The following is a 25351-nucleotide window of genomic DNA, read 5'->3' as shown; positions in this document are numbered from 1 at the left end:
TGAGGAGATGCGGCACTGTAGCCGTATCAACACATGCGCTTCACATGCCGCGCGAAGACTCGATCGGATGTCCGTACTGATGTTCTATAGGAACGCGTTCCAGCCGTTGGCCTTTCCTCGGTATTAATCAGCCAAGCGCCCCGCTCGCCAATACACCGAGCCGCTTAATCGCCGCCTCGAGCGTATCGCTCCATCGATACCCCGCGTTCAACCGCAAACAATCGTCGAACTCGCTGCCCGATCCAAATAGATGCCCCGGCGCAAAGCCGATTCCTTCTGCTCGCGCCTGCTCGAAGAGCACTCGTGTACTGGCCCGGCGTCCGCCGGCTTCGGGCAGCTTCACCCAAAGCACAAACCCGCCGGCGGGATCGGTGACCACGGTGCCCGCCGGAAAATAGCGCAACACGGCATCGCGCATAGCCCGTTGCTGTCCATCAAGCGCAGCCTTCAATCGCCGCAAATGCAACGCGTAGCCGCCGCTCGCCAGCATTTCGGCAACAGCGGCCTGCTGCAGCTCGGCCGTCGCCATGCTGGTCGTGTACTTGAGCGCCTTCACACGCTCCGTATAACGGCCTGCCGCAATCCATCCGAGCCGCAAGCCCGGACACAAACTTTTCGAAAACCCGCCACACAGCAAAACGTTGCCGTCAGAATCAAACGCACGAACCGGCGCCGCACGAGCATCGCCGAAACAAAGGTCCCCGAAGATGTCATCTTCGATCAGCGGCACGCCATGCTCGCTCGCCATGCGCGCAAGCGCACGCTTGGCCGCATCGCTCGTCACGCTGCCCATCGGATTGTTCGCATTTGCGATGGTCACGACTGCTTTGATCGGCACCGTACGCAACGCGCTTTCGAGCGCGTCGAGGTCCATGCCGGTCACCGGCCGACATGGAATCGGATAAGCCGTCATCTCGAGTGCTCGCAACATCTGTAGGAGTACGAAGTAAGTCGGCGACTCCACCGCGACGACGGCACCGGGCCGCGCCACTGCGCGCAGCGCGAGATTCAGCGCCTCGACGCAGCCGTTGGTGACGACGATCTCCTCGGGATCGAGCGCGCATGCATATTGCAGCGCGCGTCGCGCGATTTCACCGCGCAGCCCGGGGTGCCCGGCACCGCGCACGTGCGAACCGACGAGGTCGCGATGCTGATATGCGAGCCGGCGCAGCAGCACGCCGAGCCGCTCAACGGGATATAGCGTTGGCTCGCCCGATGCAAGGTCGAGCTGCACCGCGCAGGGCTCCCCGACCATCGCGAGATGATCTCGCGTCTGCTCGTCCACTATCGGCACGGGCCCGGTCCAATGGGACGTTGCGGAAGCATCGTCGCGCCCCGCCATCGAGCGCTTCGTGCGCTTGGCGCGTTTTGCCACGAAATAGCCGGCACGCGGACGCGCCTCGATGCGTCCTTGTGTCTCGAGCCAGCGCAGCGCCTGCAACGCCGTCGTCAGGCTCACGCCATGCTGCAATGCGAGCCTGCGCACCGACGGCAAGCGGCTGCCCTCGACCAGTCCTGCTTGATCGATGTCGTCCCAAAGCCGCTGCGCAAGACGTCGATAAAGCGGTAGTTCAGCCTCGGGCGTGCGCATGATCCTCATTCGTCGTTACGCAGAATCTGTTATGTAACAGATTTGCCCGTGTTGTGTATAGGTCGGGCGTGTACGACATGCCACTATGAGCGCACTTCGAGGAGAAATAGCTGATGAGCGCAGCACTGCAATACGACTTTCGTAGCGATACCGTCACCCGCCCCACGGCAGCGATGCGCGCTGCCATGGCGCAAGCGGAAGTAGGCGACGACGTTTTCGGCGACGATCCAACCGTCAAGCGTCTCGAACAACGCCTGGCCGAGTGGCTCGGCAAGGAAGCCGGCCTTTTTGTGCCCTCGGGCACGCAATCGAATCTGGTAGCGCTGATGGCGCATTGCGAGCGCGGCGATGAATACATCGTGGGGCAGCAGGCCCATTGCTACCGCTGGGAAGCAGGCGGCGCAGCAGTGCTGGGCAGTATTCAGCCGCAGCCGATCGAGCACCAGCCCGACGGCACGCTCGCCCTCGCGCAAATCGAAGCGGCGATCAAGGCGGACGATCCGCACTTCGCGCGCACGCGTCTACTCGCACTCGAAAACACGTTCGGGGGCAAAATTTTGCCGCTAGCCTATGTCGAGCAGGCCACGGCGCTCGCGCGCCGCCATGGGTTGGCATGCCATCTCGACGGCGCACGCGTGTTTAACGCGGCCGTCGCGCTCGGTCAACCGGTGGCGACGCTGGCGCACCCGTTTGATACCGTATCGGTCTGCCTGTCGAAAGGGCTCGGCGCACCGGTCGGATCGGTGCTTGTCGGCACAGCAGCGCTGATTGCCAAAGGGCGCCGTCTGCGCAAGATGCTGGGCGGCGGCCTGCGGCAAGTCGGCATTCTCGCGGCCGCCGGCCTCTATGCGCTCGAGCACAACGTGACGCGGCTTGCCGACGATCATGCGAACGCACGTGCCCTCGCCGAGGGCCTTCATGCATTGCCCGGGCTCAGTGTGGTCGCGCCCGACACCAACATCGTGTTCGTCGACGTCGAGCAACGTTACGCGAATGCGTTTGCGGCGCACCTCGAGCAACATGGCATCGGCATTACGTCGGCCTACGGCGCAACGCGCCAACGATGGGTCACGCATCTCGATGTCGATGAACGCGCAATCGAATATGCGCTTGCCACCGCTCAGGATTTCTTCGCTCGGCAAGCGTGATCAAAGGAGATGAAAAGTGGTGCCGATCATCGAGCAAGCCAACAACTTTTCTTTGCGCGATTATTTCGAACGCATCGGCTATGCGGGAGAAATAAACGCCGATATTGCGACCGTCACCGCGATCATGCAACGGCAGCTACGCACAGTGCCGTTCGAGAATCTCGACGTGCAGGCCGGCAAGATTGTCTCGCTCGTGCCGGAAGAGATTGTCGAAAAGATTGTGTATCGCCGGCGCGGCGGCTATTGCTATGAGGTCAACGGGCTCTTCGCAATGGCGATGCAGGCGCTTGGCGTGCCATACCAACTGGTTGCCGCGCGGCCGAGGACCTATCCCACGAGACGGCCGAAAACCCATATGGTGCTCGCGCTGACGCTCGACGGCAAGCGTTGGCTCTGCGACCTCGGCTTCGGTAGCCATGGAATTCGCGCGCCGCTCAGCCTCGACACATTGGGCGTGGAGATACGTCAGGATTACGATACTTATTCGCTCGTGCAAGCCGACGAGGGAGTCCATCTACTACGAACCATTGTAGATGGCACGTGGGTCAATCAATATGAATTCGATCTTTCTTCACAGGAATGGATCGACTTTGTGCCGGCCAACCATCTGAACTCCACGCATCCCGATGCAATCTTTGTACAGCACCTCGTAGTCGTTCAGCAAACCGATGAAGGGCGCAAGATCCTGTTCGACAATACGTTCAAGGTGATTGCACGTGGCCGCACCGAGCAGTGCGCCATAGCACAGGACGAGCGCGAAGCCGTGCTGCTGCGCGAATTCGGCCTTGTCATGCCGCAGTAATCTAGATTCCATTGAGCGCGTGAACCGGCGGACATCGCTTTCTTGAGCATCATTTCGTGCGCCGTTTCGCGTTTCGCTATGTTGCTTCGCATGTCGCATGGTACCGATTCCTGCTGCCGTTAGCATCGATGCAAATTGAATCCCATCGTCGATGACAACGGTCGCGGGCGCACGAATCGTGCGCCTCGCTGCGGGGGCCGTGCAACCCGATTCAAGCGGAGGCAACGTGCACTGCGAGCGAATCACATTGCGATCAGCCGTTCCCCATCAAACAGCCGACCATCTGCGCGCGTTGTTCGGGCTCGAGGCGCGCCGCGCATCGAACCTTGCCGACGATGGTGTCGAGTTCGCCATCGGCAATACGCGTCTGACGATCGAGGACGCCGCTGCGCAAATGAATGGTTGCGGTGCCGGCGTTGAAGTAGCCGTTCACGATATTGCCATTGCGACCGACGACTTCGACGAGACCTACCGCAAGGCGCGATGCTACGGCGCCACCGTGTTGCAGGAGCCGCACGGCAACGAGATCCGCATGGCCCGGCTGCAACCGATAGGCCTGCCACCGCATACGCTGATTCAGCGGCGTCCCCCCACCAGCGCGAATTCGAGCGCACCGTGCGAATGCGGTGCAATCGCGATCGATGCGGTGCTGTCGAGCGTCGATCACGTCGCGTTTTGCTTGCCGCTGCACCAACTCGATGTCGCAGCCGAGTTTTTACGCAGCGCATTCGGGTTTTCGACAGTCTATGTCGACATCATCGAAACGGGCGGCTTCGGCCTTGCCACGCGCGTGCTGCGATCGCGCAATGGCGCGATCACCTATGTGCTCAATAGCGCGCTGCCGCACAGCCGACACAGCCACATTGACGCGTTCGTCGATAAGCACGGCGCCGGCGTGCAACACATCGCCTTTGGCGTGAGCGATATCTACGGGTTCGCCCGGCGTTTGCGAGGCACGGCCTTTCATTTTCTTAGGCCTCCGGAGGAGGTGTATGTATCGATGGCGCGCCGCTTGACCGACGTGAGCGCGTTACCGATGGCGAGCGAATCGAGCGTGATGCTCGACGAAGACGGCGATGGTCAACTCGCGCAGGCGTTCGTCACGCCGTTCGGTGGCGATACGGCTAGCCTGTTCTTCGAATTCATCGAGCGCAAAGGCTCGCAGGGGTTCGGCGCCGGCAACATCAAAGACCTGTTCTCAGCGGCCGAAAACAAGATGCGGGCCGCGAACGCCGTGCCTAATGTGCCTAACGTGCCGCCTCGCGCCACATCACCGCTAGCGCCGTCATCAATGACGGTCCGATAAAAATTCCGACGAGACCGAAGGTTTGCGCGCCGCCGAGAATGCCGAACAACACGAGCAAAAACGGCAGCCGCGTGGTGTTGCCGATCATCATCGGGCGCACGAAATGCTCAGCCACGAACACGACGATGGTCCCGGTGGCCAGCACGGTGATCGCGCCGCCTGTCTCGCCCTGGCTGAACAACCATAACGCCGCCACGCAAAAGACGATTGGCGCACAAAACGGCAACATGGCCGCAATCGCGGTTAGAAGACCGAATGCGCCCGCGCGCGGCAGCCCTGCCACCTCATACGCACTGCCGATCAACAACCCCTCGCCGAGCCCTACGACGACCAAGCCGGTCACTGTGCCGCGCACGGCCGCGGCCATGTTTGCCGCAAGCTTTGCGCCCGCCGCGCCGAACAAACGTCGTACGGCCCGCAGCGACTGATCGGCAAGACGCGGCCCAGTCCTTAGGAGTACGAACAAAACCAGCAGCATAAAGCCGAAGTGCACGAAACTGCGCAAAGCGACGAGGCCGAAATGGCGGCTGACGGTGGCGACGGTGCTCGTTCCGTTCATACCCACCACGGCCGGCGAACTGTGCAAAGGATGGGCGAGGTTGGTTTGCCACCAGTCGATCAACTGTGCACCCAACGGCAAGCGCGGCAACACGTCGGGCACGGGAATACCGTTCGCCTCGACCGCCTTGAACCAAGCCAGCAGATCGTGGGCCTCGCGTAGCGTTTGCACGACCACGAACAAGATCGGCAGCGCAACGAAGAGCCCAACCACGAACGTCAGCCCAAACGCGATCAGTGTGGCGCTGCGCGTATCGTGCCCGGGGCCGGTCAAGCGCAGCAGCGCAGGCCAAAGCGCGATCGTGATGACCCCAGCCCAGATGGTCGGTACGATGAACTCGCGGATGATCCAAAGCGCCAACCCGATCAGAACGACGTTCAGCGCTAACCAGGCAACGCGTTGCGCTTTGCGCTTCTCGGGTCGCACGGGTGAGGCGGGAGGAAGGGATGGCATGTCAGGTGCACTCGCAACGGACGGTTGGCCGACGGTGAAAAGCAGCCCACATGTTATAGGATCGAACCGCAACCGGCAGTGTATTGGGCTGCGCGCGAATGATCGGAGGCGCGGCAAACCCCGTCCTACGGGACGGGGGAAGGATAGCGCGGATGCCGTAGGCGTCCTTTCGGCGGTCAGTGGGGCGTCTGCTGCTGTTCGATGTACTGGCGGATGATCTCGATAGGTGCGCCGCCGCAGCTTCCGGCGAAGTAGGACGGCGACCACAGCGCGCCGCCCCACAGTTTTTTGCGGATGCTCGGGTAGTTCTTCTTGCGGATCATGCGACTGGAGACGCCCTTTAGGCTATTCACAAGTGCCGAAACCGCGACTTTGGGTGGATAGTTCACCAGCAGGTGTACGTGGTCATCGTCTCCATCGAACTCCACCAGTTCGGCCTCGAAGTCAGCGCACACGCCTGCGAATAAGGTGTGCAAATCGCCAAGAATCTCGCTTGTGAATACACCGTGCCTGCATTTAGTCATGAAGACCAAATGCACATGCATCCGGAAAACACAGTGACGTCCTCGTCTAATCTCGTTATCTTCGCTCATAGACCAAATTATACTATTGCCTATGGAACGTCTCCAAGCCTTCAAATTCGAGCTGATGCCCAATGGCGAACAACAGCGCAAGATGCGCCAGTTTGCAGGCGCGTGCCGGTTCGTCTATAACAAGGCGTTGGCGTTGCAGAAAGAAACCCATGCGGCGGGTGGCAAGTTCATCAACTACGTCGCAATGGCGAAGCATCTGACCGTGTGGCGCGGCAGCAACGACACGCCGTGGCTCAAAGATGCTCCGGTCCATACGTCGCAACAGGCGCTGAAAGACTTGGAGCGCGCGTTCGTCAATTTCTTTCAGAAGCGCGCGGACTTCCCGCGCTTTAAGCGTAAGGGTATGGGCGATTCGTTTCGCTACCCGGACGCCAAGCAGATCAAGGTCGACAGCGAGAACGGACGCATTTGCGTCCCGAAGCTCGGCTGGCTGCGCTACCGCAACAGCCGCGTGCCACTCGGCGAAGTGCGTCGCGCAACGATTTCGCTGCGCGCCGGGAAGTGGTTCGTCTCAGTTCTTACCAAGCGCGACGTCGAACAGCCCATTGCGCAAGGTTCATCCGTCGGCATTGACGTAGGCATCGCCCGCTTCGCGACCCTGAGCGACGGCACATTCATCGCGCCGTTGGCAAGTTTCAAGAAACACGAACAGCGCCTTGCGAAGTATCAGCGCCGCATGTCGCGCAAAGTGAAGTTCAGCAACAACTGGAAGAAGGCGAAGGCTCACGTGCAGCGTATCCACGCGCGCATCGCCGACGCCCGCCAAGACTTTCTGCACAAAGCCCCCCACACGATCAGCAAAAACCACGCAATGGTCGCTGTCGAGGATTTGAAAGTCAGCAACATGAGCAAGTCGGCCAGCGGCACGGTCGATGCGCCGGGGCGCAATGTTCGCCAGAAGTCAGGCTTGAACAAGGCCATCTTGGACCAAGGCTGGGGCGAGTTTCGCCGCCAGCTTGAGTACAAAACGACGTGGAACGGCGGCTACTTTGTTGCCATCGCGCCGCGCAATACCAGCCGCACATGCCCTTGCTGCGGGCACATATCGGCCGACAATCGCAAAACGCAAGCGCAGTTCAAATGCGTCGCGTGCGGTCACGAAGCAAATGCCGATCACGTCGGCGCGATCAACATTTTAGCGGCGGGACATGCCGTGCTTGCCTGTGGAGGGATGGCGCGCTCAGGCCACCCGACGAAGCAGGAACCCACCGAAGCGACTACGCAACTCATCGCATAACGCCGTAGGAATCCCCTCCCTTTTAGGGACCTTTAGGGAGGGGAGGTTGTCAACTGTACATTGCACTCGAAGCGAATTGCGCCGACTATATCGAAGGCTCGGTCACGAAATGCTCTGGACGCTCATGCGCTTTCGCTTTCGCTTACGCTCGCCGGCATGCCCCGTCGCCGCAATCGTCGCGGCGCTTACTCTCTCGACGCTGACGCCGCTCGCGGCGCTTGCGCAGGACGATCCGCATGCATCCATGACAGCATCGGAGACGGCGGAGGCATCGGCAGCAGCAGCGCCCACGCCGGCGCGCGCCACGCAAACCATAGTCGAGAAGGAAACAGCGAGCGTAACGGAACATACGGCACGCATCGGCAACGAACGTTTGAGATACACCGCCACGGCCGGCACGCTGCTGCTGCGCAACGCCAAAGGCGAGCCCGACGCCAGCATGTTCTATGTGGCCTATACCGTGCAGCCCCACCATGGCGCGCCGCGCCCGCTCACATTTCTGTTCAACGGCGGCCCCGGTGCCGGCAGCATGTTTTTACTGATCGGCTCGCTCGGGCCGAAACGGGTACAGACGCAAAGCCCGGCGGCCACCCCACCGGCACCGTACACGCTTGCGGACAACCCCGACAGTCTGCTCGACAAAACGGACCTCGTCTTCGTCGACGCGGTCGGCACGGGCTTTTCCAGGCCGGCAGGAAACACATCAGGCAAACGCTTTTACAGCGTCGACGGTGACCTCGATGCGTTCGTTCGCTTCATCGAGCGTTATCTGAGCGTCAACCAGCGCTGGAATTCGCCGAAATTTCTGCTTGGCGAATCGTACGGCGCATCGCGCGCGGCCATGCTTGCATACCGGCTCGGACAACAGCAGATCGCGCTCAATGGTGTCGCGCTGCTTTCCTCGGTGCTCAACGCCTATGTGCACGCGCCCGGCTACGATCTCGCGGACGTGGGTTACTTGCCTTCGTATGCGGCCGTCGCCTGGTATCACCACAAACTCGGCGAACCGCGTCCGCCCGATCTGCCCGCGTTTCTCGACGAGGTCCGCAGCTTCGCGGCCGGCCCCTACAAGAGCGCGTTGGCAAAAGGCGATGCATTGCCCGATAACGAGCGTAATGCCATTGCCGCACAGGTCGCTCGCTACACCGGCCTTGACGAACGCTATGTGATTGCCTCGCACCTGCGCATTCGACCTTCGCATTTTCGCAAGCAACTGCTGCGCGACGAAGCACGCAGCGTGGGGCGTTACGATGGCCGCTTCGAAGGCATCGAGTCGGACCCTGCATCGGACTCAAGCGATTACGATGCTTCGGAAAAATATATTACGAGCGCGTTCGATGCCGCGTTTCATGACCACCTTGCGCACGATCTGCGCTATCAAGTGTCCTTGTCCTACCGCGTCTTTAGCGACACCGTGCTCGACTCGTGGGTTTGGAAGCACCACGAATGGTGGGGCGAGAGTCTCGAATTGCCCTACCCGGCGGGCGACCTGGCGGAGGCAATGCGGCAAAATCCGCAGCTTCGCGTGTTTTCGGCAAACGGTTATTTCGATGTAGCCACGCCGTTCTTCTCAACCGAATACGACCTCGCCCACATGGGCCTCGATTCGACGTTGCGTGCAAATATCACAATCACCCATTACGCAAGCGGGCACATGATCTATGTGGACGATGCCGCGCTGCAGGCGCTTAAAGCAGACCTCGCCCACTTCTACGACGCGGCGACGCGATCAGTACAGCGATAGAACGTATCAAACATACGATTTATACGTTCGAAAAAATGCGCTTTGCTCGACATAACAAATCACTTCCCCTCTTATACCTGACAGCTATACGCGCGCGCCTTTGTCTCTTACGGTAAAAGCACTCAAGAGTTCATTGAGTTTTATAACTCATTAGGAGTTCTAATTGAAATCGACATTGAAAGCGGCACTGCTCGCCATACCGCTCGCCGTCGCCGCACTACCCACGTATGCTGCAAACGCGACCACGAGATGGGTCCCCACCGCAACGCACGCGTTCCTGACATCGACGCAACTGCGCGCGTTCGCCGAGCGCCCGCAGCTCGAAGCCGCTGCAGGCGAACCCGCACATGTTGTCGTCAGCATGAAAGTCCGGGACTTCGGCAAGTTAAGAGACCTCGCTGCCGCGGTGACGAGACCCTCGGAGCCGAGTTATCACCAATTTCTAACACCGGAAGTGTTCCTCGAAAAGTTTGCGCCAACAGCGCGGCAAGTCGAGCGCGTAGTCGCCTATTTGCGGCAAAACGGGTTCGTCAATATCGAGGTGTCCAAGAACCGGATGCTGATTTCGGCCGACGGCACGGCCGGCACAGTCAAGGCAGCGTTCAACACACCGCTCACGCACATTAGCCGGAACGGCCGTCTGATGCATGCCAATGCCGCGCCCGCGCAAGTACCCGATACATTGAGCGATTCGGTGTTATCGGTGCTCGGGCTGCAAAATGTGACGCGCGCTCACACGATGGCGCGCCCCGGGCCGCGGACCGCGCCGAAAAGCGCTGCAGCCGGCGTCGAGCAAGGCCATGCCCCGCTCGAGTTCGCCGCGCTCTATCACGCAAGCGATTTGCCGACGGCTGCGCAAACGAGCGTCGGCATCATTACCATCGGCGGCGCCGCGCAAGCCAGCGACGACCTCGCCCACTTCACCAGCATGAACAACCTGCCCACGATCAAGGCGTCGACGGTGCGCACCGGCAACCCCGGCGGCGACTATAGCGATGATCAAGAGGGACAAGTCGAGTGGGACCTCGACAGCCAAAGCATCGTCGGTGCGGCTGGCGGCGAAATCAAGGAATTAGTCTTCTATGCCGCCGACCTCGCCGCCTCCGGTAATAGCGGGCTTACTCAGGCATTCAATCAGGCGGTGACCGACAACCGCGTCAGGCTCATCAACGTTTCGCTAGGCTGGTGCGAAGCAGACGCCTATTCGGACGGAACCGTTGCCGCCGAGGAGCAGATCTTCACCGCGGCGGTGGCGCAAGGCCAGACGTTTTCAGTGTCGTCGGGCGATGAAGGAGCCTATGAATGCAACAACCGCGGCTATCCCGACGGCAGCACATACTCGCTGTCCTGGCCCGCGTCTTCGCCGAACGTGATTGCAGTGGGCGGCACGACGCTTTACACCAACAGCAGCGGCGGCTATGCCAACGAGACGGTCTGGAACGAAGGCCTCGATCAAAACGGCAAGCTGTGGGCATCGACGGGCGGCTTTAGCGCCTATTTGCCGAAGCCGTCGTGGCAGCATTCGCTCAATATCAGCCCGGCTCCCACCGGCCGCGCCGTGCCCGATGTCTCATTCGACGGCGCGCAAAGCACGGGCGCCATCATCTACGCGGCGGGCCAGTCGATGCAAGTGGGCGGCACGAGCCTGTCATCGCCGCTTTTCGTCGGCTTCATGGCAAGACTGCAATCCGCGAACGGCAACTCACTCGGCTTTCCCGCGTCCAGCATCTATGCGGCCGTCGCATCGACGCCCTCGCTCGTCCATGACGTAACCTCGGGCAACAACGGTTATGGCCGATATGGCTATCGAGCGCGCCGCGGCTGGGATTATCCCACCGGCTGGGGCAGCTTCGACATGGCGAAGCTTGCCGCCTACGTCAAGAGCCATCCGTTCGCGCGCTAGCCGGAACGCAGCAACGATCTAGTTGCGTGCGCAACCAATTTGAGCGTACGGTTGCGCACTGCTACGCACGCTCGTGGCAAAGTGGGCGCATAATTTGCCCTTTGCGCCCGCTGCCGCAAAAGCGCTGCTTGGTCCATGCCGCTCGCCATCACACCGTTTATTTCACCGCTCATCGTCGCCTGCGCGATGTTTATGGAAAGCGCCGACGCCAACATCATCGTCACTGCGCTTCCTTCGATGGCTCGCGATTTCGGCGTCGATCCGATCGCGTTGAAAGTGGCTATTACGAGCTATGTCGTTGGCCTCGGCGTTTTTATTCCGATCTGTGGCTGGCTGGCCGACCGGTTCGGTGCGCGCACGGTGTTTCGCACGGCCATCTGCATTTTCATCGCGGGCTCGTTGTTGTGCGCGGCGTCGCGCTCACTGCCGCTATTTACGCTCGCCCGGTTTTTGCAAGGCATCGGCGGCGCGATGATGGTGCCTGTCGGACGCATCATTATTTTTCGCTCGGTGCCGAAGAGCGAGTTCGTGCGGGCGATGAACTATCTGAGTCTGCCGGCGATGTTCGCACCGGCTGCCGCGCCGCTGCTGGGGGGGTTCATCACCACTTATCTGCACTGGCGACTGATCTTTTTCATCAACGCGCCGATCGGCATACTCGGCATATACCTGACGAATCGTTACATCGCCAACACGCATGAAGCGCATCCCGGGCCGCTCGATTGGATCGGCTTCGTCCTGTCGGCGTTGGGTGCATCGCTCCTGCTGCTCGGCATGTCGCTCGTGGGCAGCGAGCTGATTGCCGATCGCACCGCGTATGAAATGTGTCTGACCGGTGTGCTGCTCGTCGTCTTGTATGTGCTGTATGCGCAGCGTGCCGCGCGGCCCGTGCTCGAGTTGCGCTTCTTGCGGATACCGACTTTTCGGGCGAGTGTGCTCGGCGGTTCGATGTTTCGCATCGGGCTCGGTGCCGTCCCGTTTTTGCTGCCGCTCGCACTGCAGGAAGGACTCGGCATGTCGGCGTTTCAATCGGGCCTCATTACCTGCGCCTCGGCCTTCGGCAGCATGTTCATGCGCTCGCTCACATCGTTAGCACTCCGAACCTTCGGTTTTCGAACCGTGCTGATCTACAACGCCGTGTTTGCCGGCATTGCGATTGCCGCGTATGGCACCTTCTTTCCCGGCACGCCTGTCTGGCTGATCTGGATCGTCGTGCTGCTCGGCGGCTTTTTTCCCGCGCTCCAATTCACGAGCCTCAATTCGATGATCTACGCCGATATCGCAAGCCGCGACGTCGGCCGCGCGACGAGTCTCGGCAGCGTCGTGCAGCAAATGTCGCTTGGCCTCGGTGTAACCGTTGGCGGCATCGTGTTGCAGATCGCGCGCGCGGCGCATGGCCATACCCATGCGACCTGGTCGGACTTCTGGCCCGCGTTTGTCGTGGTCGGCCTCTTCTCGTTCGGCTCCATTCCGATCACGCGCCGGCTTGCACCGAATGCCGGCGACGAAATCGCGCGCGGCTCGCGCGGCTAACCGACTACGGGTTTACGTTCTTTCTGTGCAGGCGCCGCACGTTCTATTACTGAGTCAGAGCGAAATCTTTCAAGTGTCTTTCATCCCTACGACAAATGGCATGAGTTGATCTTCGGCTTGTGCTCACCCGTGCGCGGAGGCCTTCCGTGAACAATGCGGCAAATCATGCGATCGATGACCTGAAAGGCTCGATCCGCGGGCAGGTATTGCAACCCGGTGAGCCGGGTTACGAGGAGGCACGCCACATCTGGAACGCGATGATCGACCTCAGACCGGCCGTCATCGTCCGTTGCGCCGGTGTCGCCGATGTCATGCGTGCTGTAGACGTTGCGCGCGATCACGGATTGCTCCTTGCAGTGCGCGGTGGTGGCCATAACATTGCCGGCAGTGCCATCTGCGATGGCGGTCTCGTGATCGACCTGTCGCCGATGAAATCGGTGCGCGTCGACCCGCGTTCGTGCCGCGCCTATGCCGAGCCCGGCGTCACGCTCGGAGAATTCGATCATGAAACGCAGGCGTTCGGGCTCGCGACGCCGCTCGGCATCAACTCCACGACCGGTGTGGCCGGGCTTACGCTTGGCGGCGGATTCGGATGGCTGAGCCGCCAGTACGGCATGTCGGTCGACAATCTGCTGTCGGCGGACATCGTCACTGCGGACGGCAAGCTCGTGCACGCCAGCGCAAATACGAACGAAGACCTTTTTTGGGCCATTCGCGGTGGGGGCGGCAACTTCGGCGTGGTCACGATGTTCGAGTTCCAACTGCATCACGTCGGCCCGCAGGTGTATGGCGGCCTCGTGGTATTACCGATCGCAGCGGCAAAGGATGCGCTCGCGAAGTATCGTGCGGCAACCCGTGAAATGCCGAATGACCTTTCGGTCTGGACCGTACTGCGGCTTGCGCCACCCTTGCCATTTCTACCAACCGAGGTCCACGGCAAACCGGTGGTGGTCTTCGCAACGTGTTACGCGGGCCCGCTCGAAAACGCGCCAAGCGCCGTGGAGATCGTACGCACCTTCGGCGAGCCGTACGGCGAGCACCTGGGCCCAATGCCGTATGCCGTGTGGCAAAAGGCATTCGATCCGCTGCTCGCTCCCGGCGCGCGAAACTACTGGAAATCACACAACTTCGACACGTTGCCGGACGGCCTGCTCGATGCGGCGCTAGCAGCGCTCGAATGTCTGCCGTCACCCCAATGCGAAATTTTTTTCGGGCAGATCGGCGGCAAGACGTTTGATGTGCCCGTGGATGCGACAGCCTATTGCGGCCGCGACGCGCAATACGTGATGAACGTGCATGCGCGCTGGAGCGAAGCCGAAGACGACGCGCGCTGTATCGAGTGGGCGCGCGCGTACTTCGCGGCGTCGGCACCGTTCGCACTCGGCAGCGTCTACGTGAATTTCCTGACGCGGGACGAAACCGCGCGCATTGGCGCTGCGTACGGTCCGAACTATGAGCGGCTCGTTGCCGTCAAGACACGGTACGACCCGGACAATCTCTTTCGACACAATCAGAACATCCAGCCTTCGGCGCACTAGCCGCGGGCGCCGGCGCGATGCAGCGCCATCATCCAACCTTTAATGAGGAGCCATGCCATGACACGCAAATACATCGACTGCCGCGAGTTCCCAAGCGAGATGAACTGCACCGTGGCGCTATCGGCCGATTCCGAGCAGGAACTCGTCGAAGCCGCCGTGCAGCATGCCGTGTCGATACACCATCACGTGGATTCGCCGGAATTGCGGGCGCAATTGACAACGCTCTTTCACGATGGGACGCCCCCGGTCGAACGCGCGCGCCCCGCGTGACGATTTACTTGGCAGTCCTAACGACTTGTCAAACGCTGACGTAGATGCATACGCACCCGTAATGTCAAGCCGCCAAGCTAAGCGGGCTCGCATAGCCGCGCACCGCATCCAGCAGAATCGATGCGAGCCGCTCGATGGGCGGCGCAGGCGCGGCCACTGAACGTACCAGCGCGAGCGGCAAGCTCGGCAGGTTCGGCAAGCCGTAGGTTTCAGCGTCCAGCATGTGCAGCCCCGATGGCAGCCCGTATGATGTGCGGACCGTTACGCCGAGGCCCGCTGAGGCCGCGGCCCACAGGCCTGCGAGACTCGGGCTCGTCAACGCGATGCGCCATGCGATTCCGGCTCGATCGAGCGCAGCGGTTGCAATGCTGCAAAGCATGCACGGGCCGTCGAACAGCACGAGCGGCAGTGGCTCGCCTGTCCCGGCGCGCCACTGCAAGGCGTCCGAACCGATCCAGCGAATCATCGGCTCGGCAACTTGGATGCTCGTGCCGCCGGCACGCCGTGCAAGCGATCCGGCATCGACGTCATCCCAGATCAGCGCAAGATCGAGTTCGCCGGCGGTAAGCCGCGCAATCAGGTCGGTGTTGCGTGCGACACGCGCTTCGATGCGGACCTTCGGATTCGCACGCGCGAACCGGCCCAGCACACCCGGCAACAACGCTTCGCCGAAATCCTCCTGCAGGCCGAGCCGGACCCAGCCTTCGAGATCGGTACTCCGTGCGGCTGCAATGGCTTCGTCGTTCAACTCGACGAGCCGACGCGCGTAGCGCAACAGCACGTCGCCCGCATCGGTCAGTGCTAAACCGCGGCCCGCCTTGCGAAAAAGCGGCGTGCCGGTTTGCTCTTCGAGCTTGCGAATCTGCGCGCTGACTGCCGAGGTCGATCGGCCCACGCGGTCGGCCGCCTTCGCAAAGCTGCCGAGTTCCATGCCCACCACAAAGCTGCGCAAAGCAGCCACATCAAAGTTTATCTGGCTCATCGTTGCCTCGTTGCCCCTGTCCAATCATCCTGTTTTTCAGGATGATTGATTCAAAAATTTCCGATTTTCGAGATGATCATAGAGTGGGACACTGCACCCGTCAAACAGATAAGCAGACAAACCTTGATGGAGCGCAATCGGATGGACACGAACACGCAAGCTCTCGCGATAACGCAGCGGCAAGCGGTCAACGGCTTTACCGCTTCACATCGATGGAAGGTGTTGGGCGCGGGCGTCGCCGCCAACGCGAGTTTTTCAGCAGCTGCGGCTGGCATTCCGACGACGGCGGTATGGATGCGCGCCGACTACCACCTGACCAACCCGCAACTCGGTCTCGTGCTCGGGTCGATGGGTCTCGGCCTTGCGCTTTCCGAACTGCCGTGGGGCGTCGCGACTGATCGCTTCGGCGATCGCCCGGTGCTATTGACGGGGCTCGCCGCGACCGCCTTCGCGCTGTTTTTGATGATGGTGTTTGCCGTGCCATCCGGGCATGCCGTGCCGGCGCTGTTGCTGCTGACGGCAGCGCTTGCCGTCGTCGGACTGTTCGGCGGCAGCGTCAATGGTTCAAGCGGACGCGCGATCATGAGCTGGTTCGGTGACGATGAGCGCGGTCTGGCCATGAGCATTCGGCAAACCGCTGTGCCGCTTGGCGGCGGCATGGGTGCGTTGCTGTTGCCGTGGCTCGCATCGACACACGGCTTCGCGGCCGTTTATGGTGCGCTCGGCATCATGTGCCTGGTATCCGCCGTACTGGCATGGTGGTGGTTGCATTCGCCGGGGCAAACACGCGTGCGCAGCGGCGCCGCACCGAAACCACAACGCGACCCGCTGGCGGACTGGCAGATTTGGCGCGTGGCAATCGGCATCGGCATCCTCTGTCTGCCACAGTTCGCAGTCCTAACTTTTGCCACCGTCTTCATGCACGATTTCGGCAAACTCGGCACGGCGGGCATCAGTTGCGCGATGGCCGCCGTGCAGATCGGCGCGATGGTGATGCGGGTATGGAGCGGCCGGTATACGGATCGACGCGGCAACCGGCGCGCGTATCTGCGCGGCTCGACCCTCGTGGCAGCGGCGTCGTTCGCCGTGCTTGCGGCGGCAGTCGAGTCGGGCCGCTATCTACCGGTCGCGGTCGTCGTCGCGATGGTCGTCATTGCCGGTATCGGCGTGTCGGCATGGCATGGCGTGGCCTATGCCGAACTCGCCACGCTGGCCGGCCCCGCTCGCGCGGGCACCGCATTGGGCATGGCGAATACGGTCGTCTATGCGGGCCTGTTCGTTGCCCCGATTGCGATTGCCCATTTGCTGTTGGCAGTGTCGTGGGCCGGAGTGTGGCTGACGGCAGGCGCCGTCGCCTGCATCGTTTATCCGTTCTTTCCCCGGCCCGCACCGCGCATGCAAGCGAACGTCACGGCGTCCAGCGATACATGAGCACTTTCGCGCGCGCATCCTCTTCGGCCAGGATGGCGTATTCGCCGCTCGGCAACACCGTGGCACTGATGCCCATTTGCGTATCGATCCAGCCACTCGTGTTGCCGACAGTCGCACCGGGAGCCAACACGCCGACTTCCTGGCCGGTACGGGCATCGTAGATATCGAGCTTGGCCGTCACGCCTTCCGCCGCGAACACATAGTTGCCGGCATGCGCGAGACTGACAGGAAACACCGGCGGGTTACGCGTCGGATCGAACGCGAGCGGAATCACGTATTGCAAGCTTGGCGAGCCGGAGCTCCAGTTGTTGTAACGAGCCAGCACGCGGCCAATCGACTTCCAATTCGCCGAGACATACGGCGCCGTGCTCGTGTAGCCCGAGATGTACATCGTGTCGCTCGACGAGTCGTAGGAAATCCGCGCAATCCGCGTGAACGGTTGCGGCATCGGAAACACTTTGGCCGTGCTGTACTGATAGATAGGATTGCCAACCGAGTCGATACCCTGCAGCGGCATCTCGCGAATCCCGCTGCCCGCGGTTGCAAGCCACACGTTAGCCGCATCGTCAACCCACCAGTAGCCGTTATAGACGCTGTTGCCCGTGGCCTTGTTCGACTGGATCTCGGTCGCCTGCACCGCGCCATCGCCGCTCTGATCACGCCACATCCATTCGCCATAGGTGGGCTGCCCCACCGGCCACGTGCCCGGTATCGGGTTTTGCGAGAGCAGGCCGGATGGGATCGCGACTTCACCGTCGGTCGACGCATTGAAGCGGTAGATGCTCAGGTAATGCGAGTACATGTCCTGCGTGTACAGGTAGCGCGCGCCGTTGATGCGCCGTACGAGCGGCTGGCCCCGTACGTTGCGCGTGGTATGGAATGCGGGATCGTCGGGATAGCGGAAGCGGTTCAGCGTGAAGCCCGCGTAGCTCCACTCCTGCCCCGGGCCCGCGGCATAGTTCAGCTTGAAATGCTTCGAGCCGCTAAAGACATCATTCGGCGAAGCGGGATCAATTGCTGCACCGTCGACGAAGAGCAAACCTTGCAGGCGCCAGTTCAACGCCTTGGTCCACCAGTTGTAGCTTTCGAGCACGGTACCTTCGCCCGTTTCGCCCGAACCGAATGCGCGCGGGCCAAAGCCGTTTTGCGCGACATAAAAATTACCGCTCTTGTCGAACCCGATGCCAGTCATGCCATTGAAGCGCCAGTTGCCAGGCATTCCAGGTGTGGCCGCGAAAATACCGCCTTGCGCACCCATGCCGGTTGCGGCTTGCGCCCCGCCCGATGTGGTCTTGTTATAGACGAGAATTTGTTGCGAGCGGCCGCCATCTGCGATCAGCAGTTGTCCCGACGGCGCGATGGCCAGATCGACAGGCACGGCGCCATGCGGCAACGTGATAGCGCCCGACAATAGGGTGCCGGTGGCCGAGTAGTGATTCACGGTCGGGCCTGTCGTTGCCTTGAGCCCTTGAACCACCCACAGCGAACCGTCGGCATCGATAAGAATGCGTCCCGGCGACGGCACCCCCCAGGCGCGCACCGGTGCCATGGTGTTCGCATCGAAAACCTGGATCTGATTCGTGTACGTGTTTGCCACATAAAGCTCAGTGTTCGTCGCAGCCAAACCGCGAACACCTGCGTCGGTGCCGTTTGGCACCGTGTTCAGAAGCAACAAGCTGTTCTTGGCGGGATTGGGCAGATTGCCGATGCCCCCCGTGAACGGCGCACCTTGGGCAATGTTCGCGACGCTGCGCCGCGTAATGCCGAACCAGGTCGACCCATTGGGCGGATAGCCGCTGCCGACAAGCGTGCCGTTCTGATTGCCAAGCGAGACCGCGGCATAAAGATAAGTTGCGTTGACCGCAATTGCGTCGCCGCCCGTGTTGCCCCAGCCATGCGTCTGGCCGGCATAGGCGACTTTAGAGCCCGCCTTGTAAGCGCTGATTTCGCTACCGCTTTCGTCCCACGGCGCATTGGTATAGATGGTGCCGTCCTGTCCGACAGCCATGGCTTCGACATCGAGCTGTACCCACTTACCGTCGCCAAAGCCGAAGGTGTTGCCGATCCAGGAAGTCGTGTACTTCAACGACGAGACTTGCGCAAACGCCGTAGCGGGCACCAGCGCTGAAATTAAGACTAGCGACGCGGCCAACCGCCGTGCCGATTTTTTGACAAAAGCATCCCCGCGCCGCGTCTTCGCGCAGCGAATCAACTGTTTCATGGTCTTCTCGCGTGATGGCGTCCCTTTTTAATTACTTAGGACTGCCAAACGTTTTCGTCTTGATCCGCCACAGGTCGCCGCTTGAACAACGAGCGGTGCGATAGCCGAGGGCGATGAGACCGAATGACGCGCGGTGAACCAATGAGCGTAAAACGGTAAGCCTTGCAGCATGGGGCGGATCACCCCTTACGACGCCACAAGTATTACCGTTTTACGTAGTGCAAGAAATCAGCGGTGGGAGCAACTTAACGTAGGAAGTGGCAGATATCGGTAGGATTCATCTGACATAATATCGTCATACGGCATTTCCTACCGATTCACGGCTAACCCATCTAAAGCGGGCGCACGCCGATCAGCAAACTGTGCAACACGAAGGCAAAAACCGCCCATGCGACGATACCGCCAACAATCGTGAGGACATCGGCGAGCACTGTGCCCGGCGGATATTGCACACCCGCCGCGCGATCGCGTTCGCGCGAGACGACGAACCCTGCACTCGCCCAGACAAAGAATGGACCAAACAGGATGACGGCGGGGGCCGTGCCGTTCGCGAGCAAATGCCCAATCGCCCAGATCGCAACGCCGGCATACATCGGATGCCCGACGAAACGCTTGATGCGATTACGCGGCACATATGCCGCGGTAATGAGAATGAATGCAACGAGTACCAGTAGTCCGCTCAGGTGACGAATGCCGAGCGGCGGCGTCCATAAAACGGAAGGGCTGCGTCTTGCGATGCCATATCCCACGACAATCAGCACAAAGCCGACCACCGAGACAAACGCATACGTCCCCTTCCACGGGCGCTCGCCGAATTTGGCCATCTGCGCGTTGCGCCAATGCGGCGCCAAGAGGCGAACCGAGTGCACCCCAAGAAAAATGATCAAGCCGAGAATCAATATCCCCACATCTAGCTCCTTTGGTTACGTCTTCGTTATCGATCGTTGAGCGGATGCTGTCCGCGTTCGGGGGCAGCCGCGCTCACGGCGCCGCGGCGATGATCTGTGCCATGGCCGCAGTCAGTTTCTTCGCAAAAGGAACGTGCAGAAATTCATTCGGCCCGTGTGCGTTCGATTTGGGCCCGAGTACGCCGCATACGACGAACTGCGATTGCGGAAACCCCGCTTGCAAGATGTTCATCAGAGGAATGGTGCCGCCCTGACCAATGAACGCGCACGGTGCGCCGAAGTAGGCCTGCGAAGCATCTTGCAGCGCCGCGCCAAGCCATGGCGCCAGCTCGGGTGCGTTCCAGCCGTTGGCCGCGCTTGTCTCGGGCTTGAAGGTGACCTTCGCGTTGTAAGGCGGATCGAGTTCGAGCAGCGACTTCAGATGGGCAACGGCCTGCGCTGCATCGACGAGCGGCGGCAAACGCAATGACAGTTTGAATGCCGTGCGGGGCCGCAAGACGTTGCCCGCGCTGGCCAGCGCCGGCAGCCCTCGCGCACCCGTCACGGCCAGCGACGGACGCCAGGTGGCGTTGAGCAGCGCCTCGCGCGGATCGGTCGTGACAGGCAGCACCGGCTTGCCGTCCTGCCCGCATGCCCATGGCGCCGGCTTCCACACTTCATCGCCGAGAATGCGCGCCGTTGCATCCGCTTCGCGCAAACGCGCATCGGGAACCGCGCAGTGAAAGCCTGCAGGCAGCAGTTGTCCGGTGGCAGCATCTTCAAGCCGCTCGAACAACTGTCGCATCACGCGAAAGCTCGAAGGCACGATGCCGCCATACGAGCCCGAGTGCACGCCCTCGTCGAGCACTTCGACTTCTAGCGAGCCGCCTACGAGCCCCCGCAACGATGTGGTCAACCAGAGTTGATCGTAATTGCCGGCGCCCGAGTCGAGGCAGACGACGAGGCCGACATCGCCGAGCCGACCGCGCAAAGCGTCGACATAAGGCAGTAGATCGTAGCTGCCCGATTCTTCGCAGGTTTCGATGAGCCCGACGCAACGGGGGCGCTCGATGCCTTGTGCGTCGAGCGCGGCAAGTGCGCAGATGCTCGCATAGATCGCATAGCCGTCGTCAGCACCGCCGCGTCCGTAGAGCTTGCCGTCTTCGTATTTCGGCTGCCATGGTCCGAGATCGTTGCGCCAGCCTTCGAATTCGGGCTGCTTATCGAGGTGGCCATACAGGACGATGGTTTCGGTGCTGCCGGCACGCGTCGCCGGCGCTTCGAAAAAAATCACCGGCGTGCGGCCCGTCAACCGCACGATCTCGAGCTTGAGTCCACGCACGCGCTGCGTGTTGCTCCACGCAGCGGCATCGGCCACCACGCGCTCGAGATAACCATGTTTCGCCCAATCGGCATCGAACGCCGGGCTCTTGGCCGGAATGGCAATGTAATCGGTCAGCGCCGGGACGATCTCGTCGTCCCACTTCGCATCGACGTACGCGACGAGCGCGTCACGATTGAGCTGCGGTTGCGTCGCATCGGGTCCAGTCATGGCTAATGGCACGGTCGATCAAAGCGCACATGATAGTGCGGACCGCCCCGTTGTGCAGCGTCGCGGCAAACGCGCGACAATCGATGCCATCACGTTCGGGGAGCGAGCGTCATGCTGGATGAATTCGTGCAAGCTATCGCGGTGTTCGTCACACTCACGCTCTATTTTTTACCGGCAATCGTTGCGGATCATCGCAAGCGGCGCGATCTGCTCGTCATCGCGCTTTTCAATGCCTGCCTCGGCTGGACCGCTATTGGCTGGCTAATCGCGTTTTACTGGGCCATGCTGCCGAACCCGCCCGCCGGTTTGGTGCATGAGGTCATGACGAAGCGCCGGACGATGAGCATGCGTGCGTTCTCGCAAGGGCTCGCAGCTCGCGTCGAACGGCGAGCCGCGCGCCGGCGTGTTGACCGTTAAGAGATTACAACTGCGAGCCGAGCACACCCGCGTAGTGGCGCAGATGCACGAGCCCGGGTGAAATGGAGCGTGGTTCGGCGGCCAACGCATCTTGCAAAAATTTTTCCTGGCGCAGCTCGCCGTGCTCGTCGAACCATTGGCAAAGCAACCACGCACCGTCGTCTGCCGTTCCCACGTGCGTCACGGTCATACGGGCTCCCCCCGTCTTCAATGTGACGACATCGCCCGCGCAAAATTGACTCTGCCGATCGTATGTACCCGTATACATGTGCGCTCCATCAAAACACCGAATCCGATCGATTAAGCCGGTACGTGTGCCGGCGAACGGAATACGGATTATTTAAACTTTCTGTGTGGGCCCTTCGATAATCATCCAAGGGCAGTTAGAGACTAACAATAGAATATTTATTCCACAAGTAATTTTAGGGAAAACCTGATGGCAGTGGTTACCCGCGAGCGGCAATCCGCCTGAGCTTCGCCGCATTGCGCCATTCCGCCAAACGCCTTTATATAAAAGGACATAAAATAGGGCCCGATAATCATCGATTGGCAATAATACTATTTTATGCAGGCCGATGTTCAGGTATTCACATGCAAATTCGATCGCATATATGCCGAGGCGGATAATACGGCACTGCAGCAGATACCGCCCTAACGATATGCATTTGTTTTGACGGCGATCAAATGATCACCGTCAAAATTATTTCATAGGTGAACGGCAGATTTACAGCCCGGAATTGGTAACGTTTCCAATTGGTCCTGCGGCATCAATTGTCATTCGCCATATCTATTTGCCCGTAATTGCTGTGAGGCGCGCTGCGAGGCCACCACGATCAGTTTCATCGTCGCACGCGTCGCACCGACAAACAGCTTGCGGGCCGCACGTTCGTCGAACGCTTCGAAATCGACCTCGGTCAAGATCACGCATGGGGCGGATTGCCCCTTGAAGCGATAGATCGACTCGAGCAGGACGTCGCCGTCGCGATATTCAGGACTGCCAAATAAATCGTACTTGCCGGTAAAACTCTTGAGCCGGTGCGGCCCAAGTTGTTCGACCGGCGTCAACACCGACCTTTCGCGGCCACGAAACGAAAGCACCGCAATGTCCTGCTTGCGAAAGCCAAAGGAAAGTGCTTGAGTAATCGCGCGCTTGGTCGCTTCAATTGCAGCTTGCGTGACCGATTCGTCATAGGGCGTCAGCACGATCTCCGAGCCGTCGAACGGGCTGCCCGAGACAAGCCCTGCGGCGTGCAGCACGGCCGAGCCGACCTGGTCGCGCACGTAATCGAGAATGTCGCGCGGGCTGCGATAGTTCGTCGTCTCGGTCAGCACTACCCATCCCGGCAACGCAACCGGCTCGCGCATATAGAGGTTTTGCAGCGGGTCCTCGAGCCACCACCATGCGCCGCGGGGTTTTACGAGCCTCGCGAGCGCATCGACCCATGGCTCGTGAAAATCTTGCCCCTCGTCGACGATGAGCACATCGAACTGCCAATGTTCGGCGATCGGGGCTTCGGCAAAGACCGCTTCGAGCCGGCTAAATACATCGGCCGATTGGAAATCGGGTGCGCGTCCGACGTCGCGCGCCACCCAATCGCACAGTTGGTGATAATTGGCCACCTTCGCGCCGTCGGGTGCAACGCGAGCGATATGATCGGCGAGCGGACGGTTAAAGCAGACATAAAGCGAGCGCTTCCCCGCCGCGGCGGCGTCCCTCATGACTTGTACGGCCAGTTGAGTCTTGCCCGAGCCGGCTGTTCCGCTCACGCGCAGCCTGAAGGGCTCGAATGCAAGCCGCCGCGCCCACGTGGCAAGCCCGCCCGACAAACGAGTGACGAGCGTGCCCGCTTGTCCGACCAGGGCGCTTGCGTCGGGCGTCAAAGCAAGTTCGTCGGCGAGATAGTGGTGAATCTTTGGCGCGCACTGCAGACGTGGCTCGTCGGCCGGCAATGCGTCGAGAATCACCGAAACGAGCCGCTCCTTGCGCGTGGCGTCGACGATCCGCTCGGGCGCAACGCCGGCAATCGCGGTGTCCTTGACGACATAGTCCGGGCAATACAGCAGCGTCTCGAGGCAGTAGGTGCCCGCGCCGAACGCGGCGGTCAGGCGTCGGTGCATCCCTTCGACCGTACGCGCAAGCTCGATGGCAACATTACGTTCGGTCTGCAAGTACACCTTGACGAGGCCTTTCGGCGTCTCGCGCAAAAAACCGGCTTTCTGCTCGACGAGCATCAAGCGGCCCGCGGGGCTCACGATCACGAAGTCCGCTTCGCCGAATACGGAAAAACTCCGATTCAATCGCGTCCAGTGCACGCCATGATAGACGGTATAGCCCGCTGGGAGCATCGCCTCGAGCAAGCTCAGCGTTTCGCGCTCGCGTTCAGCCGCACCGGTGGCGGACAGATTCTTCCAATCGTCGGGGATCAGGCGGGCCATGGCGGGCGAATTCCTCGCGGCAAAGTTTCGATTGGGCGTATTGTACAAACCGCACGTGCATGCTCGTCATGGCCATGCTGCATTTTTAAATCGATTAATCGGAGGAAGGACAAGATGCTGAAGATTTGGGGACGCGCGAATTCGGTCAACGTGCAAAAGGTGCTCTGGTGCTGCGACGAACTGGGCCTTTCGTTCGAGCGCATCGACGCCGGCATGCAATTCGGCCACGTCGACGATCCCGAATATCGCTCGCTCAATCCCAATGGGCAAATTCCGACGCTTGTCGATGGCACCTATGTGCTATGGGAATCGAATTCGATTCTGCGCTATCTGGCTTTGCAATACGGTGCGTCGAGCACGCTGTATCCGGCCGACCCCAAGCGGCGCGCAAGCATCGACCGTTGGCTCGACTGGTCGCTCTCGGCGCTGCAACCCGCCGAACGCCCCGTGTTTATCAGCCTGGTGCGCACTGATCCTGACAAGCGCGATACGGCCGCACTCGCCACGCATGTGCAAACAGTCGCCGAGCGCTGGAAGCTTCTGGATGCCCATTTACGAGGGCGTTTTCATGTGGAAGGGGATAAATTCACGATTGCTGACATCGTGCTCGGCGCTTTTGCCAAACGCTGGTTCGGGCTGACCGGCATCGAGCGTCCGACGATGCCAAGCCTCGAGCGCTGGTATCAACGGCTTGCGCAGCGGGCACCGTTCAAGAAATACATCGACCACCCGCTGACCTGACCAGCAA

General features: G+C 60.9%; 21 protein-coding genes. 12 read left to right on the top strand and 9 right to left on the bottom strand.

The genetic code is table 11. The features are described from left to right. Window positions 1–127: 127 nt before the first annotated feature. Entirely contained in the window at window positions 128–1591 is a 1464-nt protein-coding gene (locus ACSQ20_RS26125; RefSeq protein WP_436025636.1) for a PLP-dependent aminotransferase family protein, read from the bottom strand. Between the two features lie 113 nt (window positions 1592–1704). Between ACSQ20_RS26125 and ltaE the strand changes: the two genes are divergently transcribed. From ltaE to ACSQ20_RS26110, 3 genes are all read left to right on the top strand, one after another. Beyond that, window positions 1705–2739: a low-specificity L-threonine aldolase gene (gene ltaE, locus ACSQ20_RS26120; protein ID WP_436025634.1), complete on the top strand. Its 1035-nt coding sequence runs from the start codon at window positions 1705–1707 to the stop codon at window positions 2737–2739. Window positions 2740–2755: 16 nt separating this feature from the next. Next, complete coding sequence (locus ACSQ20_RS26115) at window positions 2756–3541, top strand: arylamine N-acetyltransferase family protein (RefSeq protein WP_436025632.1); 786 nt, start codon at window positions 2756–2758, stop codon at window positions 3539–3541. A 151-nt stretch (window positions 3542–3692) separates the two neighbouring features. After that, complete coding sequence (locus ACSQ20_RS26110) at window positions 3693–4847, top strand: VOC family protein (protein ID WP_436025630.1); 1155 nt, start codon at window positions 3693–3695, stop codon at window positions 4845–4847. On the opposite strand, the gene ACSQ20_RS26105 is transcribed toward ACSQ20_RS26110, so the two are convergent. Both ACSQ20_RS26105 and tnpA read right to left on the bottom strand, forming a co-directional pair. Beyond that, a complete protein-coding gene (locus ACSQ20_RS26105; protein WP_436025628.1) occupies window positions 4789–5859 on the bottom strand; it encodes an AI-2E family transporter in 1071 nt (356 codons plus the stop codon). The two genes, ACSQ20_RS26110 and ACSQ20_RS26105, sit on opposite strands and share 59 nt — an antisense overlap. A gap of 176 nt (window positions 5860–6035) precedes the next feature. After that, a complete protein-coding gene (gene tnpA / locus ACSQ20_RS26100) occupies window positions 6036–6452 on the bottom strand; it encodes an IS200/IS605 family transposase (RefSeq protein ID WP_436025626.1) in 417 nt (138 codons plus the stop codon). A 22-nt stretch (window positions 6453–6474) separates the two neighbouring features. On the opposite strand from tnpA, the gene ACSQ20_RS26095 reads away from it, so the two are divergent. The 6 genes from ACSQ20_RS26095 to ACSQ20_RS26070 all read left to right on the top strand — a co-directional run bounded on the left by ACSQ20_RS26095 (window position 6475) and on the right by ACSQ20_RS26070 (window position 14677). Beyond that, window positions 6475–7689: an RNA-guided endonuclease InsQ/TnpB family protein gene (locus tag ACSQ20_RS26095; RefSeq protein WP_436025624.1), complete on the top strand. Its 1215-nt coding sequence runs from the start codon at window positions 6475–6477 to the stop codon at window positions 7687–7689. Between the two features lie 109 nt (window positions 7690–7798). Beyond that, complete coding sequence (locus tag ACSQ20_RS26090) at window positions 7799–9433, top strand: S10 family peptidase (RefSeq protein WP_436025622.1); 1635 nt, start codon at window positions 7799–7801, stop codon at window positions 9431–9433. Window positions 9434–9596: 163 nt separating this feature from the next. Beyond that, window positions 9597–11336 carry a S53 family peptidase gene (locus tag ACSQ20_RS26085; RefSeq protein WP_436025620.1) on the top strand — a complete coding sequence of 580 codons (1740 nt, stop codon included), beginning with the start codon at window positions 9597–9599 and terminating at the stop codon, window positions 11334–11336. Between the two features lie 135 nt (window positions 11337–11471). Then, window positions 11472–12869 (top strand): MFS transporter, encoded by a 1398-nt coding sequence (locus ACSQ20_RS26080; RefSeq protein ID WP_436025618.1) that lies wholly within the window; start codon window positions 11472–11474, stop codon window positions 12867–12869. A gap of 146 nt (window positions 12870–13015) precedes the next feature. After that, entirely contained in the window at window positions 13016–14407 is a 1392-nt protein-coding gene (locus ACSQ20_RS26075) for an FAD-binding oxidoreductase (protein ID WP_436025616.1), read from the top strand. A gap of 57 nt (window positions 14408–14464) precedes the next feature. Further along, entirely contained in the window at window positions 14465–14677 is a 213-nt protein-coding gene (locus ACSQ20_RS26070) for a DUF1059 domain-containing protein (protein ID WP_436025614.1), read from the top strand. A 64-nt stretch (window positions 14678–14741) separates the two neighbouring features. On the opposite strand, the gene ACSQ20_RS26065 is transcribed toward ACSQ20_RS26070, so the two are convergent. Beyond that, window positions 14742–15659: a LysR substrate-binding domain-containing protein gene (locus ACSQ20_RS26065; RefSeq protein ID WP_436025612.1), complete on the bottom strand. Its 918-nt coding sequence runs from the start codon at window positions 15657–15659 to the stop codon at window positions 14742–14744. A gap of 141 nt (window positions 15660–15800) precedes the next feature. On the opposite strand from ACSQ20_RS26065, the gene ACSQ20_RS26060 reads away from it, so the two are divergent. Next, window positions 15801–17090, top strand: coding sequence for an MFS transporter (locus ACSQ20_RS26060; protein WP_436025610.1), 1290 nt, complete (start codon window positions 15801–15803; stop codon window positions 17088–17090). Here the strand turns inward: ACSQ20_RS26060 and ACSQ20_RS26055 are convergent. The 3 genes from ACSQ20_RS26055 to ACSQ20_RS26045 form a co-directional block, all read right to left on the bottom strand. Further along, window positions 17068–19311, bottom strand: a complete 2244-nt coding sequence (locus ACSQ20_RS26055) for a hypothetical protein (protein ID WP_436025608.1) — start codon at window positions 19309–19311, stop codon at window positions 17068–17070. The genes ACSQ20_RS26060 and ACSQ20_RS26055 overlap by 23 nt on opposite strands. 332 nt (window positions 19312–19643) lie before the next feature. Then, a complete protein-coding gene (locus ACSQ20_RS26050) occupies window positions 19644–20219 on the bottom strand; it encodes an NnrU family protein (protein WP_436025606.1) in 576 nt (191 codons plus the stop codon). A gap of 73 nt (window positions 20220–20292) precedes the next feature. Further along, window positions 20293–21750 carry a M20/M25/M40 family metallo-hydrolase gene (locus ACSQ20_RS26045; protein WP_436025604.1) on the bottom strand — a complete coding sequence of 486 codons (1458 nt, stop codon included), beginning with the start codon at window positions 21748–21750 and terminating at the stop codon, window positions 20293–20295. A gap of 111 nt (window positions 21751–21861) precedes the next feature. On the opposite strand from ACSQ20_RS26045, the gene ACSQ20_RS26040 reads away from it, so the two are divergent. Beyond that, on the top strand, window positions 21862–22167 hold the full coding sequence (locus ACSQ20_RS26040; protein WP_436025601.1) for a superinfection immunity protein: 306 nt from the start codon (window positions 21862–21864) through the stop codon (window positions 22165–22167). 4 nt (window positions 22168–22171) lie between these two features. Here the strand turns inward: ACSQ20_RS26040 and ACSQ20_RS26035 are convergent, their stop codons facing one another. Together ACSQ20_RS26035 and ACSQ20_RS26030 are read right to left on the bottom strand one after the other, a co-directional pair. Further along, window positions 22172–22435, bottom strand: coding sequence for a YodC family protein (locus ACSQ20_RS26035; protein WP_436025599.1), 264 nt, complete (start codon window positions 22433–22435; stop codon window positions 22172–22174). 506 nt (window positions 22436–22941) lie between these two features. Continuing rightward, entirely contained in the window at window positions 22942–24603 is a 1662-nt protein-coding gene (locus ACSQ20_RS26030) for an ATP-binding domain-containing protein (RefSeq protein WP_436025597.1), read from the bottom strand. Window positions 24604–24717: 114 nt separating this feature from the next. Between ACSQ20_RS26030 and ACSQ20_RS26025 the strand changes: the two genes are divergently transcribed. Then, window positions 24718–25344 (top strand): glutathione S-transferase family protein, encoded by a 627-nt coding sequence (locus tag ACSQ20_RS26025; RefSeq protein WP_436025595.1) that lies wholly within the window; start codon window positions 24718–24720, stop codon window positions 25342–25344. Window positions 25345–25351: the final 7 nt, after the last annotated feature.

The organism is Trinickia sp. LjRoot230, assembly GCF_964253315.1.
Classification (GTDB): domain Bacteria; phylum Pseudomonadota; class Gammaproteobacteria; order Burkholderiales; family Burkholderiaceae; genus Trinickia.
The sequence above is the reverse complement of the archived record's forward strand: the minus strand, read 5'-3'. Positions and strand labels throughout refer to the sequence as shown.

What these genes read in the sequence shown, in the direction of transcription:
- ACSQ20_RS26095 (WP_436025624.1), top strand. Translation starts at nt 6,475, where the DNA reads ATGGAACGTCTCCAAGCCTTCAAATTCGAGCTGATGCCCAATGGCGAA.
- ACSQ20_RS26040 (WP_436025601.1), top strand. Translation starts at nt 21,862, where the DNA reads ATGCTGGATGAATTCGTGCAAGCTATCGCGGTGTTCGTCACACTCACG.
- ltaE (WP_436025634.1), top strand. Translation starts at nt 1,705, where the DNA reads ATGAGCGCAGCACTGCAATACGACTTTCGTAGCGATACCGTCACCCGC.
- ACSQ20_RS26090 (WP_436025622.1), top strand. Translation starts at nt 7,799, where the DNA reads ATGCTCTGGACGCTCATGCGCTTTCGCTTTCGCTTACGCTCGCCGGCA.
- ACSQ20_RS26110 (WP_436025630.1), top strand. Translation starts at nt 3,693, where the DNA reads ATGACAACGGTCGCGGGCGCACGAATCGTGCGCCTCGCTGCGGGGGCC.
- ACSQ20_RS26125 (WP_436025636.1), bottom strand. Translation starts at nt 1,591, where the DNA reads ATGCGCACGCCCGAGGCTGAACTACCGCTTTATCGACGTCTTGCGCAG.
- ACSQ20_RS26065 (WP_436025612.1), bottom strand. Translation starts at nt 15,659, where the DNA reads ATGAGCCAGATAAACTTTGATGTGGCTGCTTTGCGCAGCTTTGTGGTG.
- ACSQ20_RS26080 (WP_436025618.1), top strand. Translation starts at nt 11,472, where the DNA reads ATGCCGCTCGCCATCACACCGTTTATTTCACCGCTCATCGTCGCCTGC.
- ACSQ20_RS26045 (WP_436025604.1), bottom strand. Translation starts at nt 21,750, where the DNA reads ATGACTGGACCCGATGCGACGCAACCGCAGCTCAATCGTGACGCGCTC.
- ACSQ20_RS26105 (WP_436025628.1), bottom strand. Translation starts at nt 5,859, where the DNA reads ATGCCATCCCTTCCTCCCGCCTCACCCGTGCGACCCGAGAAGCGCAAA.
- ACSQ20_RS26070 (WP_436025614.1), top strand. Translation starts at nt 14,465, where the DNA reads ATGACACGCAAATACATCGACTGCCGCGAGTTCCCAAGCGAGATGAAC.
- tnpA (WP_436025626.1), bottom strand. Translation starts at nt 6,452, where the DNA reads ATGAGCGAAGATAACGAGATTAGACGAGGACGTCACTGTGTTTTCCGG.
- ACSQ20_RS26060 (WP_436025610.1), top strand. Translation starts at nt 15,801, where the DNA reads ATGGACACGAACACGCAAGCTCTCGCGATAACGCAGCGGCAAGCGGTC.
- ACSQ20_RS26030 (WP_436025597.1), bottom strand. Translation starts at nt 24,603, where the DNA reads ATGGCCCGCCTGATCCCCGACGATTGGAAGAATCTGTCCGCCACCGGT.
- ACSQ20_RS26035 (WP_436025599.1), bottom strand. Translation starts at nt 22,435, where the DNA reads ATGTATACGGGTACATACGATCGGCAGAGTCAATTTTGCGCGGGCGAT.
- ACSQ20_RS26025 (WP_436025595.1), top strand. Translation starts at nt 24,718, where the DNA reads ATGCTGAAGATTTGGGGACGCGCGAATTCGGTCAACGTGCAAAAGGTG.
- ACSQ20_RS26055 (WP_436025608.1), bottom strand. Translation starts at nt 19,311, where the DNA reads ATGAAACAGTTGATTCGCTGCGCGAAGACGCGGCGCGGGGATGCTTTT.